Here is a 16,051-nt window from a genome sequence, read left to right as displayed (position 1 = left end):
AGTCTTAGAGTCGATGCCGCCTCATCCATTTACTCAGGACTCGACGTGAAAAAATCTCTTTACCGTGAGCGCAGGTTTCTGTTGGCGATCGCATCGTTATTCATGGTTTCGCGTGCGGCCTGGGCCGACGGCCAGAGCTCGGAGCCGCCCACGGCGGACGACACGGGCTTCACCGTGTTGAACAATTCGACCAATGTGACGCATTGGGGCCTGGGCGTGGGAGCCGGAATCGAGCAGGCGCCTTACAAAGGCTACGGCACGAAATACACGCCGATTCCGCTGATTTCATTCGACAACAAATGGGTGCATGCGTTTGGCACGGCCGTCGACCTGAAGATCGGCAAGTGGAGCAACGTAAGCCTCGCGCTACGCGGACAATACGCGATTGGCGACGGCTACAAGGCATCCGATGCACCGATTCTGAGCGGCATGCAAAATCGCAATGGCGCGTTCTGGTACGGCCCGGCGCTCGCATGGCACACCGCGTACGGCACGCTGTCGGGCGATATTCTGGAAGGCGGCAACAAGGGACAGAAAGCCACGATCGACTTCAGCAAGTCGTTCGAATACGGCAAATTCGAGTTTGAGCCGCACGCAGGCGTGGATTGGCTGAGCAGCAAATATGTCGATTACTATTACGGCGTGCGTTCATCCGAAGTGCGTGCCGGGCGCCCGGAATATACCGGCAAGGCGACTTACGACATCTCGGTGGGAACGCGTATCGACTATAAGTTCACGCGCCATCAGATCCTGATCCTCGACGTCGGCGTCGAGCACCTCGGCAGCGGCATCACCAACAGTCCGCTGGTGGGCAAGCGCTATATTCCGCAAGCCAGGATCGGTTACCTTTACGAATTCAATTGAGCTCCACAGCATGTCGCGAGTCGCACTGATCGAAGACCACGAGCGTCTGGCCGCGATGATCCGCCAGGCGCTTTCCGCTGCAGGAATCGAAACCGATGTGTTCGGCACGATTTCGGAGGCGCACTATGGCGTGAGCCGGGCCGACTACGCGGTGCTCGTCATCGATCGCGGTTTGCCGGACGGTGACGGCCTGACTTTTCTGCGGACGTTGCGCGCAGCAGGGCAGATGACGCCCTCGCTCATGCTGACGGCGCGCGACGCGCTGCATGATCGCGTCGACGGATTGGAAAACGGCGCGGACGACTACGTGACCAAACCCTTCGCCATGAGCGAGCTGGTCGCGCGGGTGCGTACACTGATGCGCCGGCCGGTGGCGCTGACGGAACTGGTGATCTCGTTCGGCGATATCACGGTCGATCCGCAGCAACGCGCCATGCGCTGCGGCGCGCAGTCCGTTTTGCTGGCGCCCGCCGAGTTGCAGATCGTGCTGTGCCTCGTGAAGGCGGCGGGTGCCACCGTACGGCATGCGACGCTCGAACATGCCGCGTGGGGACTCGGCGAAGCCGTCACGCCCAACGCGCTCGAAGTCACACTGCATCGGCTGCGTAAGAAGCTGACCGCAGTCGGTGCGACAACGCGGCTCGCCAACATTCGCGGCGCGGGCTTCGCGCTCCAGGCTGCCGCGGGGCTCGCCGCGCAGCACTAAGTCAACGGCCCATTGCTCATCATGCTCAATCACTGGATTCGCAGTCTGTCCGCACGGCTTTGGGTGACCAGCATTGCTGCTCTCGCGATCAGCCTGACCGTGCTGGCGACGGCCGCCACCTACGCGTTCAATCATTTCCCTCAGCAGATGCTCGGGCGGCACGAGGAAATGGAAAGCGCCACGGCGATCGTGAGCGGACTCGGGTTCGACAATGCCGGCCGTCCGGTTTCCGTGGCGCTTCCTGGGCAAAAGGCCTGGCTCTTCGAGGTGGCGCCGACGGAGCTGAAGTACCGGGTACTCGACGACCGTGGCAACGTCTTACTGGCTTCGAAAGGTGCCGAGGGGCATGAAGCATGGATTGCAGGCGATCCATCCGGGTTGGTCGGCAATGTTCAGCGGGCGGAAATAGGAACGAAACCGTTCGAAGTCCTGACGCTTCGGGTGCCGCATGGTTCGGCGGTTTTCTATACCCAGACGGCCACGTCGGAGCGTTTCGTCGACGCGCTGATCGACGCCAAGGTCAGGCCGATGCCGGCGATCATCAAGACGATCATCGTCGTGGCCACGATCATTTTTGGCCTGTCTTTCCCCTTTACCGTGCACCGGGTGCTCAGGCCGCTCAGAGAGGCGTCGCGCGCGGCTGCGCGCGTCACGCCGCGCAACCTCACGACGCGGCTCTCCACCGTGGGCGTGCCGAGTGAAATCAAGCCGCTGATCCATGCCTTCAACGAAGCGCTCGACCGGCTCGAAAACGGCTTCGCCGTGCAGCAGCAGTTTCTCGCGTCGGCCGCGCACGAGTTGCAGACGCCGCTCACCCTGATTCGCGGTCAGATCGAACTGCAACCCGGGATCGACGGCAAGGACCTGCTGTTTCGCGAGATCGATCTGATGGCGCGTCAGGTTCGGCAACTGCTGCATCTCGCCGAAGTCAGCGAGTCGCAGAACTTCAGTTTCGGCGAGGTGAATATCGTCGACGTGGCGCAGGACGTGGTGGCCTATCTCGCACGCAAGGCCGAGCGCAAGGAGGTGACGCTCCGGCTCGAAACCGCCGTCGCGCCGTCGTCGATCTGGGCCGACCGAAGCGCGTTGTTCATCTTGCTCAAGAATATCGTTGAAAACGCGATCAATGCGTCGCCGGCGCATAGTGCGGTCGTGCTGATCGTCGATGCCGTCTCGGTGCAGGTTCAGGACGAAGGCCCGGGCATCAGGCAGGAATACCTGCCGTTTCTCTTCAAGCGGTTCTGGCGCGCACCGGATGCGAGGCATGACGGTGCGGGACTCGGCCTCGCGATCTGCAAGGAGATCGCCACAGCTCACGAGTGGCGTTTGACCGTGAGCAGTCTGGTATCGGGCACGCGCTTCGCGGTGTGGTTTTCGTAGCGGCGCGCCCTTTACCGTTCAAGCTGCAACAGCTTGCTTATCCTTTAACGTGCTCAGTCGAAAGCCAGCCCCCGCTTACGCCGATCTGCGCCACCTGTTTTGCCACCGCGTCAGCAAGACGCTTCGCGTCCGCTGAAACACCGGCCTTCTTGGTTTCGGATACGGCGTGCAAGCCGCCGCCCACTGCCGCAGAAGTCGCGATGCTGCCAACGGCCGCGCCCGCGCCGGCTGTTTCGACCATGCCAGGTGCCTTGCCGCTGTCGCCGGTGGCATTGAAACTTTGCACCAGCCGCGCGGTGCCGCCCGCCGGTTTGTACAGAATCTGCACGGAACTGCTCACCTCGCTCTTGCCGGCACCCAGGCCGATCAGCACGCGGCGGCGGCGATTGCCCGCGTCGATCTTGTCGAAGCTGCCTTGCACGAGCAGAACGTTCTGGTCGGCGGGGGCGGGAATGTCCGAGCGAATCGCGTGCAGCCCCATCGATTGCAATTGATGCACGATTTCGTTGGCGACCTGCTCACGCACGGCCACGGCATCGGCGGTTTGCTTTTGCGCGGCGGACGAGCCGTCGAATTGCGATTCCAATTTCTTCAGCATGCCGCCGTTGTCCAGTTTCACCTGATCCGGATTGCTGTCGAAGGTATAGACATAAATGTTGTCCGGGCGCACTTGCGGTTGAGCGCTGGTCTGGGTTGCGTTATTGATGCTGCCGCCGGCGCAGCCGGTCAGAAGCGTGCCGCAGCAGACCATTGCGACGCATGCAAAACGAGCGGCATTCTTTTTGAGGAAACTCACTGAAGTCAACATTTTCATCCCTTCGTCGGCACGCGGTGCCGTTATGTTCAAACGCATCTTCCGATGATCGGGCAACCGTGTGATCGATAATCATCGGGATTGCATCTGGACTAAAGCACCCTTGATCTCATGCGTCTTTTTCGTACGCACCGGCAGCGAAACGAAGTATGGGCGAGTCACTTCCCGAACTCCATTCAACAATTATTTCGCGCTATGTCACGGCGAAACAGGCGGCGGCGAGGTGAGTTCGGCACGGGTGAAAGCGAAGGTGAGGACATCAGTTCAGGACGAGCCTGATGATGCAGGACAGAACGAAGACGAGAAGGCCAGCGGCGACGGCCATATTGAATGGATAGCGCATTATTCACCAGGCACTAGCGTTGCGGTGTTCTTATCCTAATCACCTGAAGGAAGATGAAAAGTGGGCAGAACAGCGGCTATGTGCGACAGCTAACGTAGTGTGCAGAACGACTGCGCTGCTTTTTTGGCGGGAGCGCTTCCAGATAAGTTTGCGCCGGGACGAATTGCACGGGTCGCACGAATTGCACGGGTCGCGTGGGTCGCGCGGTACTCACGCTTTCCCGTGCGGTGTTCAAACGCGGGATGATCCGGTGGCGGAGTCCGTCGCAGCTTTACTGCGGCTGTGCGGGCGGTTGCGCAATCGCCGGCATGCCGCGCGGCCGATCCCGCAAAGAGGTTTCAGCAAGGCGACGGCCGACGCCAGGGTGTGCCCGCTGGCGCAATGTGGCCGGATGGCGCATGATTGAAGCGATGTGCCGTCCGACCCCAGATGCAGCAAGCTTCGGCGGGACGCGCGGCGCACGCGACGCCATGGGTGCATATGCCGGAGAAACCCTTCGCGGCGATGCACTTCGGGCGAGAATTCAACCGTTAAGGAGGATTTCGCATGGACCGACCTGACGCCGCCAATCCGTTTGGCGATTTCACCAAAATGCTGGAGCAGTTCAAGCTTCCCGGTTTCGATGTACCCGCCATCATGGAAGCGCGGCGCAAGGACATGGAAGCCCTGGTTCAGGCGAATCAGACAGCATTCCAGGGCATGCAGTCGCTCGCGCAGAAGCAGACCGAGATGTTGCGAACCACGCTGGGCGAGCTGCAGTCGCTCACGGGGCAATTGTCGGCCGGTGGCGCTGCGCCTCCTGCAAAAGCCGCCGAGCTGATCCAGCAAAGCCTGCATAAGTCGCTCGCCGACATGCAGCAGTTGGCGCAAGCTGCGTATCAGACGCAGGCAGAGTCGTATGCGGTAATCGCAAAACGCGTAGAAGAAAATGTGCAGGAACTTAAATCGCTCTTGCAGCAGAAAAAGTAACGGACGCGGCCGCGCCGAATCGCCTGATCCGGATTCGGCGCGGCTCGCGGAAGTCACGATGAGTTAGCAGGAACGTCGCAATGAAGTACCGGTGCCGCGGATGACCATCAAGTTATCCGCGGCATTTTTTTACCCTTCGAATCGTGCTTATGCCGCGATTTTCTCTTCACACAAAAGCAGCCTGCCCGCGCCGCAAATATCAGATGAAATAGGCCGCTAGACACGAATTATTCAGCGCGTGCTTACATTGCGCGCAACGTCTGACGCGCGTCGAAATTTTTCTGCTGCGGCCCCGTTATTTCACGAGTGTGTTCGCTTTAAACAGCACGTATCGGAAAAAAATGCGCAGAAGGGCCGCTGCTTGGTGATCCTGTCCTCAATTATCAAACGGGTTCGAACGGTCAAACGCCCGTATAAGGTTTAAATCGTCCCGCAAACGATTGCCACACGACTTTTCGACGGCTAAAGTTTCCCGCCGCCACTCCGTAGACGCATTCACGCAACCCAACCGGTGTGAATGCAATACCGGCACCACCAGTCAGGAGTGCGCCCCTGGATTCCCGTTCGTGATCGGCTCACTCGCCTCTCACGAGCGTTTCACCTCGAAGGAAGTCTCTTGAAACCGATGCTCACTACAAGCATTGCTCGCGCAATGCTCGGGGCAAGCTGTGCGCTGTCGTTTGCCGCGCATGCCACGCTCGGCCAGAACGTCAGCACTGTCGACAGCGATCAGACGCGCCTTCACGCAGTTGCTCATACGGCCACTACGCAAAGCGCGTATTCGGTACACCTGATTACGATGCCGTCCGGCACGCTGGTGCGCGAGTACGTCGCGCCTAACGGCATCGTCTTCGGTGTCGCGTGGCAAGGCCCAACGCTGCCGGATCTGAAATCCATGCTGGGCACGTCGTTCGACCAGTACGTCGCGGCCACCGCGACGCGCCGTGGCACGCCGCTCGCGGTGTCCAACAGCGATCTGGTCGTGTACTCCGGCGGGCATCTGCGCGCGTTTGCCGGCCACGCCTACCTGCCGCAAGCGGTGCCCCCGGGCGTCGACGTCGGCGTCATTCAATAACGGAGCGGATCATGCGTCATACGTCTTCGTTCGTGACCTTGTTGTGCGCGGCGCTGCTCGCGTTGCTCGTCAGTGCCTGCGGCGGCGGGGGCGGGGGCTCCAGCGGTTCCGGCTCCTCGGCGAATTCCAGCAGCTCGACGAGCCAGTCGGCCGGTCCCACCGTCACCAATACGTCGCCTTCGCCGCAAGTGGTGGCCGCTAACGCGGTGCGCGTAACGGTCGACTCCGGCGTGAGCAACGTGCCGAACATGCCGTTCGTCAGCATTACGATTTGCGCGCCCGGCACCAGCCAGTGCCAAACCATCGATCACATCCTGGTGGATACCGGGTCGTGGGGCGTGCGCGTGTTTGCCTCGCAATTGCCCGCGTCGATGACGCTGCCGCAGCAGAAGGACGGCTCGGGCAATCTGGTTGCCGAATGCATGCAGTTCTTCGACGGTTACACGTGGGGCTCGGTGAAGCTCGCCGATCTGCAGATCGCCGGTGAAAAAGCGGCCTCGCTGCCGATTCAGGTGATCGACCCGAACTACGCATCACTACCGTCCGACTGCGCAAGCTTCGGCGCATCGCGCAACACGCCGGCTACGCTGCAGGCCAATGGCATTCTGGGCATCGGCGTGTTCAAGCACGACTGCGGCGCGAACTGCGTGCAACAGGCGGTGGCCGGTACGTATTACGGTTGCAACGGCACGGCATGCACGTCGATTCCGCTTGCCGAAGCGCTGCAGGTCGCCAATCCGATCCCGTACTTCGCCACCGACAACAACGGCTCCATGCTGAGCCTGCCGACGGTGTCAGGTGGCGCGCAGTCGGTCACCGGGCAACTCGTGTTCGGCATCGGCACGCAGACCAACAATTCGCTGGGGAGCGCGCAGGTGATCGGGGTGAGTCCGTCGAATGGCACCTTCACGACAGTGCAGAACGGCACGACCTATTCGAGCAGTATTCTGGATAGCGGCTCGACGGGTCTCTTCTTCCAGACCAGTGCCATGCCCGCGTGCGCGAGCCCGAATAGCGCGTACTACTGCCCGGTGTCGACCCAGTCATTGAGCGCCATGATGCAGGGGGCCAACGGCACGACGAGCACGGTGAACTTCAGCGTGGGCAATGCCACGTCGATTTCGCAGACGTACGGCGGCGATTTGGCGTTGCCGCTGCTGGCGGGGCCGGCTTTTGTGACGTCGTCGATTTTCGACTGGGGCCTGCCGTTCTTCTACGGCCGTAACGTGTACGCCGCGGTTGAGCAGCAGACGACGCCTGGCGGTGCGGGGCCTTATGTGGCGTACTGAGGTTGCGTACTGAGGTTGCCTATTGAGGCCGCTTATTGAGCGATAGCCAGGTTTGACGCCGATGGGAGAAAGCCCGCTGCCGGTTGATTCGGCAGCGGGCTTTTTGTGGCCGCTCGAAGCGTGCTACCTGCCGACTGCAGCAATCAGCCGATGCACGAAGCGCAGCTTGTCCACCACCGGCGAGGCCAGCGTGAACGGATAACCGTCGGGCATGCCGAGGCTGCGGTTCAGGCTGTTCAACGCATACGTGAGCGGAAACCAGCGTTTCATCAGATTCTCGAAGCTCGCGTCTTCCACGGGCGTGCGGTCGGTCAGCGTCGGCTCGCTCGGGTCGTCGGGCAGCAAGGCGAGACCATACGAGGTCGACGTATCCAGCACGTCGACGATCAGCAGGTAGTGCGCCCACGTTTCGGCCCAATCTTCTGAAGGATGCATCGTTGCATAGGCGCTGATAGTCGAGGCCTGCCAGTCCGCCGGTGCGCCGTTACGATAGTAGGCTTTCAGGGCCTCGCCGTAGTCGGCGCGTTCGTCGCCGAACAGCTTGCGAAAGGGCGCGAGCCAGCGCGGATCGTTCACGATCAGCTTGTTGAAGTAGTAGTGGCCCGTCTCGTGGCGGAAGTGGCCGAGCAGCGTGCGGTAGGGCTCGCCCATCGCGCTGCGCACTTTTTCGCGGTAGGCGTCGTCGGCTTCGGCAATGTTCAGGGTGATGAGACCGTTGTCGTGGCCGGTCATGACCCGTGGCCCGTCGTCGCTGTCCTCGAGAAATTCGAATGCCAGGCCGTGTTCGGGATCATTCTGGCACGATGGCACATCGAGGCCGAGCGCGGCCAGTGTGTAAAGGAGGCGCCGCTTCGCCGTCTCCAGCCGGTACCAGTAGAGCCGGTTGTCCGGCGTGCCCAGATTCGGGATCGTGCGCGTGAACTGGCAGGCGCGGCATAGCGTATCGGGCGAGTCGGCGGGGATCATCCAGTTGCAGATGTTTTCGACCGCGTAGTTGTGGCACTGCCGGAACACCGCATCGGCGGCGCGCGGATGCAGGCTGCGCCAGCGCCCTTCGCCGGCTTCTTCGAAGGCGCTGATTTCGGCCAGTTCCGGGACATACCCAAGCAATGACTCGCACCGTTCACATCGAACGTTTTCATAGAACACGAGTTGCGAGCAGCGATTGCAGTGGAAGGTTCTCATCGATCGGGCCCGGGTGGTGGGTGACAGTCGTGAAGCGAGGCCAATGCGCAATCTTCATGCCGCATTTGCCAGACGTCACTGGTTTAACGCACATTACGTGCATGATCGTGCATCGGCGCTGCGCCGCTTTGGTGCGCGGCAGTTGAAAAGGCGGTGGAAAGGCGCGCTGATCGATCGACCGGACGGTCGGCAGCCGCGGCACACTTCGCAGCAGGCGCTCATCCGGGCGGTACAGGCAGTTCACGCGGTTTTTCGATCAACGGCATGAAGCTTGCTTTTTGGCGGGCTGCCATCCTTTGTCCAGGAGTCCGGTGTGTCCATACGCGTCGCGTTGAATCACGTTACACATTACCGCTACGACAGGCTGGTTGCGCTGTCGCCCCAGGTCGTGCGCCTGCGGCCCGCGCCGCATTGCCGGACCCCGATTCTGTCTTATTCGATGCGGGTCGAACCGGCCGAACACTTCATCAACTGGCAGCAGGACGCGTTCGCCAATTATCAGGCGCGCCTGGTGTTTCCCGAGAAGACGCGCGAATTCAAGGTGACCGTGGATCTGGTCGCCGAGATGGCCGTCTATAACCCGTTCGACTTCTTTCTCGAACCGTCGGCGGAACAGTTCCCGTTCGAGTATGCGCCCGGTTTGCTGCTGGAACTCGCGCCCTACCTCGTCAAGCGGCCGATGACGCCACGCTTCGCCGAGTTCGTCGCAAGTATCGACCGCACGCCGATGATCACCGCCGACTTCCTCGTCGCACTGAATCAGCGGCTGCAACGCGAGATCCGCTATCTGATCCGCATGGAGCCCGGCGTGCAGACGCCCGAGGAAACGCTGGTGAGCGCCGCGGGCTCGTGCCGCGATTCGGGCTGGCTGCTGGTCGAGACGCTCCGGCAACTGGGGCTGGCGGCGCGCTTTGTCTCCGGCTACCTGCTGCAACTCGCGCCCGACGTCAAATCCATCGACGGCCCGAGCGGCACCGAAGTCGATTTCACCGACCTGCACGCATGGTGCGAGGTGTACCTGCCGGGCGCGGGCTGGATCGGCCTCGATCCGACCTCCGGCCTGCTCGCCGGGGAAGGCCATATCCCGGTCGCGTGCACACCCGAACCCGGCAGCGCGGCGCCGATCTCCGGCGCGGTCGACGAATCCGAAGTCGAGTTTGAGCACACCATGTCGATTGAACGGGTACTGGAGACGCCGCGCGTCACCCGGCCGTTCAGCGAAGCGGTGTGGGACGACGTGCTGAAGATGGGCGAGCAGGTCGACCAGCGCCTCGCCGAGATGGACGTGCGCCTGACGATGGGCGGCGAGCCGACCTTCGTGTCGGTGCGCGATCGCGACGCGGCCGAATGGAACACCGACGCGCTCGGCCCCACCAAACGCAGCTACGCGGTCGCGCTGATGGACAAGCTGCGCTCGCGCTACGGCGCGAACGGCTTTCTGCATATCGGCCAGGGCAAGTGGTATCCGGGCGAACAGTTGCCGCGCTGGGCGATGTCGCTCTACTGGCGCGCCGATGGTGAGCCGTGCTGGCAAGATCCCACGCTGTTCGCCGACGAACGCGAGCCGGGCACTTACACGGCCAAAGACGCGCAGCGTTTCCTCGCTCATCTGGCGGCGAAGCTCGCAGTCGACCACGACTGCATCCAGCCCGGTTTCGAAGACGTCTGGTACTACCTGTGGCGCGAGCGCCGTCTGCCGGTCAACGTCGATCCTCTCGACGCGCGCCTCGACGACGAACTGGAGCGCGTGCGTTTGCGGCGTGTATTCGACGCGGGGCTGGGCGGCGCCACCGGCTATGTCCTGCCGCTCGCGCGCGAACGCGACGTGCCGAACGAGGCGCCGAAGTGGGTCAGCGGCCGCTGGTTCTTCCGCGACGAGCGCATGTTCCTGATTCCCGGCGATTCGCCGATGGGTTATCGCCTGCCGCTCGATTCGCTGCCGTGGGTCTCGAAGACCGACTATCCGTATCAGCATGCGCACGACCCGTTCGCACCGCCGGTGCCGTTGCGCCCGGCCGCGCAATTGCGCCTGCAATACGACGGCGATGGTGAGTCCCGCCGCACCCTGAACGAGGCCGACGCGCGGCGCGCGGCGGCGTTGTCGTCGTCAGCGGCGGATTTGCTGAGCGGCATGGCGGGCAGCGGCGTGCTGGCTTTTGCTCCTCAACCGGGCGACGGCCAGGCGCCGGCGCGCGGGCAGTCGTCGAAGGAAACGCTGCGCACGGCGATCTGCGTCGAAGCGCGCGATCCGAAACGTGCCGCCGGTCCGAAAGCGGAAACCGAAGCGTTCGGCAGCGGCCGCTCGCTGCTGCATGTGTTCATGCCGCCGCTCACCGAACTCGACGACTATCTCGACCTGCTCGCGGCCATTGAAACGACCGCGGCCGAATTGGCGATGAAGGTCGTGCTCGAAGGCTATCCGCCGCCGCGCGATGCGCGCCTGAAGGTCCTGCAGGTGACGCCGGACCCGGGTGTGATCGAGGTGAACATTCATCCGGCTTCGAGTTGGGAGCAACTGGTCGACAACACGGAGTATCTGTATCAGTCCGCGGCCGAAAGCTATCTGAGCAGCGAGAAGTTCATGACCGACGGCCGGCATACGGGAACCGGCGGCGGCAATCACTTCGTGCTCGGCGGCGCGACGCCTGCCGATAGTCCGTTCCTGCGCCGTCCCGATCTGCTCGCGAGTCTGATTGCATATTGGCACAATCATCCGTCGCTGTCGTATCTGTTTTCCGGGCTGTTCATCGGGCCGACGAGCCAGGCGCCACGCGTGGATGAGGCGCGTAACGATCAGGTGTATGAACTCGAAGTGGCGTTCCGCGAATTGCAGCGGCAGATCGATCTGCTCGGCGGCCGCGACAGCGCGAATCTGCCGGCGTGGATGATCGACCGTTCGCTACGCAACATCCTGATCGATGTGACGGGCAACACGCACCGCGCCGAGTTCTGCATCGACAAACTCTATTCGCCCGATGGTCCGACCGGCCGCCTCGGCCTGCTCGAATTGCGCGGTTTCGAAATGCCGCCGCATGCGCGCATGAGTCTCGTGCAGCAGTTGCTGCTGCGCGCGCTGGTGGCGCGCTTCTGGCACACGCCGTACACGCAGCGGCTCACGCGCTGGGGCACGGAACTGCACGACCGCTTCCTGCTCGGCACCTTCGCGAAGATGGATTTCGACGACGTGCTCGGCGAACTCAACGAGGCGGGCTTCGCCTTCGAGAGCAGCTGGTTCGCGCCGCACTTCGAATTCCGCTTCCCGCTGGTCGGCGAGACCACGGTGAACGGCGTCTCGCTGACCATCCGCAATGCGCTCGAACCCTGGCACGTGATGGGCGAGGAGGGCTCGCCAGGTGGCACGGTGCGCTACGTGGACTCGTCGGTGGAAAGGCTCGAAGTACGCACGCTCGGTCTGAACGACAACCGCCATGTGCTGACGGTGAACGGCGTGCCGGTGCCCTTGCAGCCGACCGGCCGCGTCAGCGAATATGTGGCCGGCGTGCGCTTTCGCGCCTGGTCGCAACCGTCGGCGCTGCATCCCACCATCGGCGTGGATGCGCCGCTCACCTTCGACCTGGTCGATACATGGACGGGCCGCTCGGTCGGCGGATGCCAGTATCATGTCGCTCATCCGGGCGGGCGCAGCTATGAGAATTTCCCGGTCAACGCCTATGCGGCGGAAAGCCGGCGGCGCTCGCGCTTTTTCGCGTCCGGTCATACGCCGGGGCCGCTCACCGTCGAGATGCCTCAGCGCAGCCTCGAATTCCCGTTCACGCTGGACCTGCGGTATTGGTAACCTGGTAGACTGAAGAGCGGCAGCACAACTTTAAAAACGATACGACCTTGGCCTTTCAATCGACTTTTCCTTTCGAAGCGTCCGCGGCTCGCGCGGACGCTTCGTCCTTATTGCGGCTGTTGCCGGCCTACGAAGGACATTGGGACGAGTTACGCGACGCCTCAGGCGCGTTGCGCGAACCGTGGCGGCAATTCTTCGAGCGGCTTGGCGAAGACGGTATCGCGCGATTGGAGGATCACTACGCGTCGGTCGCGCAGCAGATCCGCGATAACGACATCAGCTACAACGTCTACGCGGATAACGGCGAGCCGCGGCCGTGGGCGCTCGACCTGCTGCCGTTCCTGATCAGCGAGGCCGAGTGGGCACATATCGAGCGAGGCGTGACGCAGCGCGCGCATCTGCTCAATGCCATCGTCGCCGATATTTATGGGCCGCAGACCTTGCTCGAGCGAGGGCAGTTGCCGCCGGCGCTGGTGTTCGGGCATCCGGGTTATCTTCGTTCGGTGAAGGGCTTCACGCCGCCTGGCGGGCAGTATCTGCAGGTGGTGGCCGTCGATCTCGCGCGTACGCCCGACGGCCAATGGACCGTCATGGCGCATCGTACCGAGGCGCCTTCCGGCCTCGGTTATGCGCTGGAAAACCGGCTGATCGTGTCGACGCTGTTCGCCGAGCCGTTCCGCGCGATGCGCGTGAGCCGTCTCGCGCCGACCTATTCGCAACTGCTCGCAACGCTCGTGCAAGCCGCGCAGGCCACGATGCAGCCCGACGGTTCGGGAACCGACGGCTCGCTCCATATCGCGCTGCTCACACCCGGGCCGTTTAGCGAGACTTACTTCGAGCACGTGTTTCTCGCGCGGTATCTCGGCGTCACGCTGGTCGAAGGCAAAGACCTGACCGTGCGCGACGACATGCTGTATCTGAAGACGCTCGCCGGTCTCGAACGTGTGCATGTCGTGCTGCGCCGCCTGGACGATGCTTTCTGCGATCCGGTCGAACTGCGCGCGGATTCGAGCATCGGTGTGCCGGGCCTGTTGCAGGTGATGCGCGCGGGCAATGTGATCGTCTCGAATGTGCCGGGGTCGGGCTTTGTCGAATCGCCCGCCTTGCATGGTTTTTTGCCGGGCATTGCCGAAGTGTTGCTCGACGAAGACCTGGTGCTGCCGAGCGTGGCGACCTGGTGGTGCGGCGAAAGGGCGGCGCGCGAGCACGCGTTCACGCGTCTGGACGAAGCGTTCATCGTGCCGACCTGGCCGGTCGCGCCACGCGATGCGCCGCCCGGGATCGAGCAGGGCAGACAGCGCCTCTCGACGTGGCGCGAGCGCATCGAAGCGATGCCCGACACCTATACGATCCAGCAGCCGCAGCGCTTTTCCTGCACCCCGCGTTACGAAGACGGCACCATTGGCCGCCGTCCGTCGGTCCTGCGCGTCTATGCGATTGCCGACGTCAACGGGGGCTGGCATGTGATGCCCGGCGGCTTCACGCGGATGGCCGCCGAGCGCCAGGCGACGGTGTCGATGCAATACGGCGGCAGCAGCGTCGATACGTGGGTGCTGTCGAGTCAGCCGACGTCGACCTTTACGCTGCTGCCTTCGCCGATGCAACCCGCCGACCTCGCGCGCAAGCATCGCACCGTGTCGAGCCGTGCGGCTGAAAATCTGTTCTGGGCCGGACGTTATGGCGAACGCGCCGAAAACAATGTGCGGCTGTTGCGCCTGATTCTCGGCTCGCTGGAAGGCAATGACGCCGACGCGATGTTCCCCACGCTGGTGGAGCTCGCCACGCATTGCGGTCTGGTGCAATCCGGCGACATGTCCTCGCCCTGTTCGCCGCAAGCATTCGAGCGTGCGCTGGTCGCGAATCTGAGCGAGAGCACCGGCGCGGCGAGCATCGGCCAGAACCTCAACTATCAGGCGCGTGCGAACGGCGAAGTGCGCGGGCGGTTGTCAAACGATCATTGGCGCACGATTCTCGCGGCGCGCAACGACTTCCGCGATGCGCTGCAGACCTTGATGCCGGCTGCGGGTTTTAACGGCAACGGCAGTGGCAATGGTAGCGCCGGTGGTGCATCGCAATCGCAGGGCAGCGCGAATGGTCAGGGCCGCGCCGAGCGCAGTGAGCGCTACGACCGTTATGACCGCTATGACCGCGTGACGCTGATGAACGCGCTCGAACGTTTGTCGGTGCAATTGTCGGCGATCAGCGGCGCGCAAGGCGACCGTATGACCCGCGACGAAGCGTGGCGTTTGCTATTCGTCGGGCGGCATATCGAACGCGTGTCGGCCATGACGTCGTTCTTGCGCGTGGTCGCCGACAAAGGCCAACTCGCGACACCGGCCGGGTTCGATCTGCTTCTGCAATTGTTCGACAGCACGCTGACGTATCGCTCGCTGTATCCGGGCCGTTTCGAAGTGCCGGCTTTGCTCGACCTGCTGGTGATCGAGCCCACCAATCCGCGCGGCGTCTACGGCGTTTATGAACGCCTGCGTAAAAAGCTCGACGAGATCGCCGTGGCCGCGGGCAGCATGCGGCATCGCCCGTTTGCGGAATTGATGCCGCATGCCGATTCGTTGCCGACGCTCGAACCGCTGTGCGCAGTCGACGAAAACGATTCATACACTCACCTGATGGCAGTGTGCGACCAGATCGGCGGCTATGTCGGCGCGGCGGCGCATGAAATCAGCGCGCGCTATTTCAGTCACGCCAGTACGGTGGCTTCACAGGTGTGGTCATGAAGAATGCGCCGACCGTGTTGTCCGTCTCGCATCGCACGACCTACCACTACTCCACGTATGTGGAAACCGCCCAGCATCTTGCGACGATCCGGCCGATCGTCTGTGCGTGGCAGCGCGTGGTCTCGCATGCAGAAAAGATCGAGCCCGAACCGTCCTATCAAACGAGCCGTATCGACGCGTTCGGCAACGACGTCCTGTACTTCGCGCTGGACGCCCCGCACGAGCGCTTGCAACTCGTGAGCGAAACCACGGTGGCGCTCCTGCCGCGCTGGACCGACCTCGACCCCGACGAAACGCCTGAATGGGAAGACGTGGCGGGCTCGTTGCGGTTTTGGGTCGGCGGCGAGTTCCGGCCCGAGGTGGAGTTCCGCTTTGCGTCGCCAAACATCGTGCCGCGGCCGTCATTGCGCGCTTATGCACTGCCGAGCTTTCCGCCCGGCATGCCGATCGTGGCGGGTGCGATCGATCTGATGCACCGGATTCACGAAGACTTCGAGTACAAACCTTCGGCGACGATGTTCGACACGCCCGCCGAGCGCGCTTTCGAATTGAAGAGCGGGGTATGCCAGGACTTCGCGCAGGTGATGATCGGCTGCTTGCGCTCGCTGGGTTTGCCGGCGCGCTACGTGAGCGGTTATCTGCGCAACGATCCGCCGCCTGGGCAGCCACGGTTGATCGGTGCGGATGCCTCGCATGCGTGGGTGTCGGTCTATTGTCCGACGAGTGGCTGGATCGATCTCGACCCCACCAATGACGTGCTCGCCGATATGGACCACGTGACGCTGGCGATCGGGCGCGATTACAGCGACGTGTCCTTGCTGCGCGGGATGATCCTGGGGGGCGGGGCGCATCGGGTGGAAGTGGGTGTGACGGTGCTTGCGCTTTAATCCGGCGC

Annotated in this window: 11 protein-coding genes; 9 read left to right on the top strand and 2 right to left on the bottom strand. The window is 62.9% G+C overall.

Annotated features, from left to right (window positions below):
- Positions 1-45 precede the first annotated feature (45 nt).
- The 3 genes from KHO23_RS17000 to KHO23_RS16990 are packed head-to-tail and all read left to right on the top strand — an operon-like array spanning position 46 to position 2,950.
- A complete protein-coding gene (locus tag KHO23_RS17000) occupies positions 46-864 on the top strand; it encodes a MipA/OmpV family protein (RefSeq protein ID WP_236066884.1) in 819 nt (272 codons plus the stop codon).
- 10 nt (positions 865-874) lie between these two features.
- The gene (locus tag KHO23_RS16995; protein ID WP_211612376.1) at positions 875-1,570 is read left to right on the top strand and encodes a response regulator transcription factor; all 696 of its coding nucleotides are present in this window, start codon (positions 875-877) and stop codon (positions 1,568-1,570) included.
- A gap of 21 nt (positions 1,571-1,591) precedes the next feature.
- Positions 1,592-2,950: a sensor histidine kinase gene (locus KHO23_RS16990; protein WP_211612375.1), complete on the top strand. Its 1,359-nt coding sequence runs from the start codon at positions 1,592-1,594 to the stop codon at positions 2,948-2,950.
- A gap of 37 nt (positions 2,951-2,987) precedes the next feature.
- Here KHO23_RS16990 and KHO23_RS16985 read toward each other — a convergent pair whose 3' ends face one another.
- The gene (locus tag KHO23_RS16985; RefSeq protein ID WP_211612374.1) at positions 2,988-3,758 is read right to left on the bottom strand and encodes a DUF4410 domain-containing protein; all 771 of its coding nucleotides are present in this window, start codon (positions 3,756-3,758) and stop codon (positions 2,988-2,990) included.
- An 895-nt stretch (positions 3,759-4,653) separates the two neighbouring features.
- Between KHO23_RS16985 and phaP the strand changes: the two genes are divergently transcribed.
- The 3 genes from phaP (at position 4,654) to KHO23_RS16970 (ending at position 7,440) form a co-directional block, all read left to right on the top strand.
- A complete protein-coding gene (gene phaP, locus KHO23_RS16980) occupies positions 4,654-5,076 on the top strand; it encodes a phasin family protein (RefSeq protein ID WP_211612373.1) in 423 nt (140 codons plus the stop codon).
- A gap of 625 nt (positions 5,077-5,701) precedes the next feature.
- Positions 5,702-6,151: a DUF2844 domain-containing protein gene (locus KHO23_RS16975; RefSeq protein ID WP_211612447.1), complete on the top strand. Its 450-nt coding sequence runs from the start codon at positions 5,702-5,704 to the stop codon at positions 6,149-6,151.
- An 11-nt stretch (positions 6,152-6,162) separates the two neighbouring features.
- Complete coding sequence (locus tag KHO23_RS16970) at positions 6,163-7,440, top strand: DUF3443 domain-containing protein (RefSeq protein WP_211612372.1); 1,278 nt, start codon at positions 6,163-6,165, stop codon at positions 7,438-7,440.
- A 123-nt stretch (positions 7,441-7,563) separates the two neighbouring features.
- Here KHO23_RS16970 and KHO23_RS16965 read toward each other — a convergent pair whose 3' ends face one another.
- Positions 7,564-8,625, bottom strand: a complete 1,062-nt coding sequence (locus KHO23_RS16965) for a zinc-binding metallopeptidase family protein (protein WP_211612371.1) — start codon at positions 8,623-8,625, stop codon at positions 7,564-7,566.
- Between the two features lie 313 nt (positions 8,626-8,938).
- Here KHO23_RS16965 and KHO23_RS16960 point away from each other — a divergent pair, with 313 nt between their 5' ends.
- Genes KHO23_RS16960 through KHO23_RS16950 form a run of 3 tightly spaced genes read left to right on the top strand, consistent with a single transcriptional unit; the run spans position 8,939 to position 16,043 of the window.
- On the top strand, positions 8,939-12,421 hold the full coding sequence (locus tag KHO23_RS16960) for a transglutaminase family protein (RefSeq protein WP_211612370.1): 3,483 nt from the start codon (positions 8,939-8,941) through the stop codon (positions 12,419-12,421).
- A 47-nt stretch (positions 12,422-12,468) separates the two neighbouring features.
- Positions 12,469-15,156: a circularly permuted type 2 ATP-grasp protein gene (locus KHO23_RS16955; protein WP_211612369.1), complete on the top strand. Its 2,688-nt coding sequence runs from the start codon at positions 12,469-12,471 to the stop codon at positions 15,154-15,156.
- The gene (locus KHO23_RS16950) at positions 15,153-16,043 is read left to right on the top strand and encodes a transglutaminase family protein (RefSeq protein WP_211612368.1); all 891 of its coding nucleotides are present in this window, start codon (positions 15,153-15,155) and stop codon (positions 16,041-16,043) included. Before KHO23_RS16955 ends, KHO23_RS16950 begins: the two co-directional genes overlap by 4 nt.
- Positions 16,044-16,051 lie beyond the last annotated feature (8 nt).

The organism is Paraburkholderia haematera (assembly GCF_905220975.1).
In the GTDB taxonomy this organism is placed as follows: domain Bacteria; phylum Pseudomonadota; class Gammaproteobacteria; order Burkholderiales; family Burkholderiaceae; genus Paraburkholderia; species Paraburkholderia haematera.
Note: the sequence above shows the minus strand (reverse complement) of the source record. Positions and strands in the feature narration are given on the sequence as shown.

Coding starts and splice junctions, on each gene's coding strand:
- KHO23_RS16995 (WP_211612376.1), top strand. CDS start 875: ATGTCGCGAGTCGCACTGATCGAAGACCACGAGCGTCTGGCCGCGATG.
- KHO23_RS16990 (WP_211612375.1), top strand. CDS start 1,592: ATGCTCAATCACTGGATTCGCAGTCTGTCCGCACGGCTTTGGGTGACC.
- KHO23_RS16985 (WP_211612374.1), bottom strand. CDS start 3,758: ATGTTGACTTCAGTGAGTTTCCTCAAAAAGAATGCCGCTCGTTTTGCA.
- phaP (WP_211612373.1), top strand. CDS start 4,654: ATGGACCGACCTGACGCCGCCAATCCGTTTGGCGATTTCACCAAAATG.
- KHO23_RS16975 (WP_211612447.1), top strand. CDS start 5,702: ATGCTCACTACAAGCATTGCTCGCGCAATGCTCGGGGCAAGCTGTGCG.
- KHO23_RS16970 (WP_211612372.1), top strand. CDS start 6,163: ATGCGTCATACGTCTTCGTTCGTGACCTTGTTGTGCGCGGCGCTGCTC.
- KHO23_RS16965 (WP_211612371.1), bottom strand. CDS start 8,625: ATGAGAACCTTCCACTGCAATCGCTGCTCGCAACTCGTGTTCTATGAA.
- KHO23_RS16950 (WP_211612368.1), top strand. CDS start 15,153: ATGAAGAATGCGCCGACCGTGTTGTCCGTCTCGCATCGCACGACCTAC.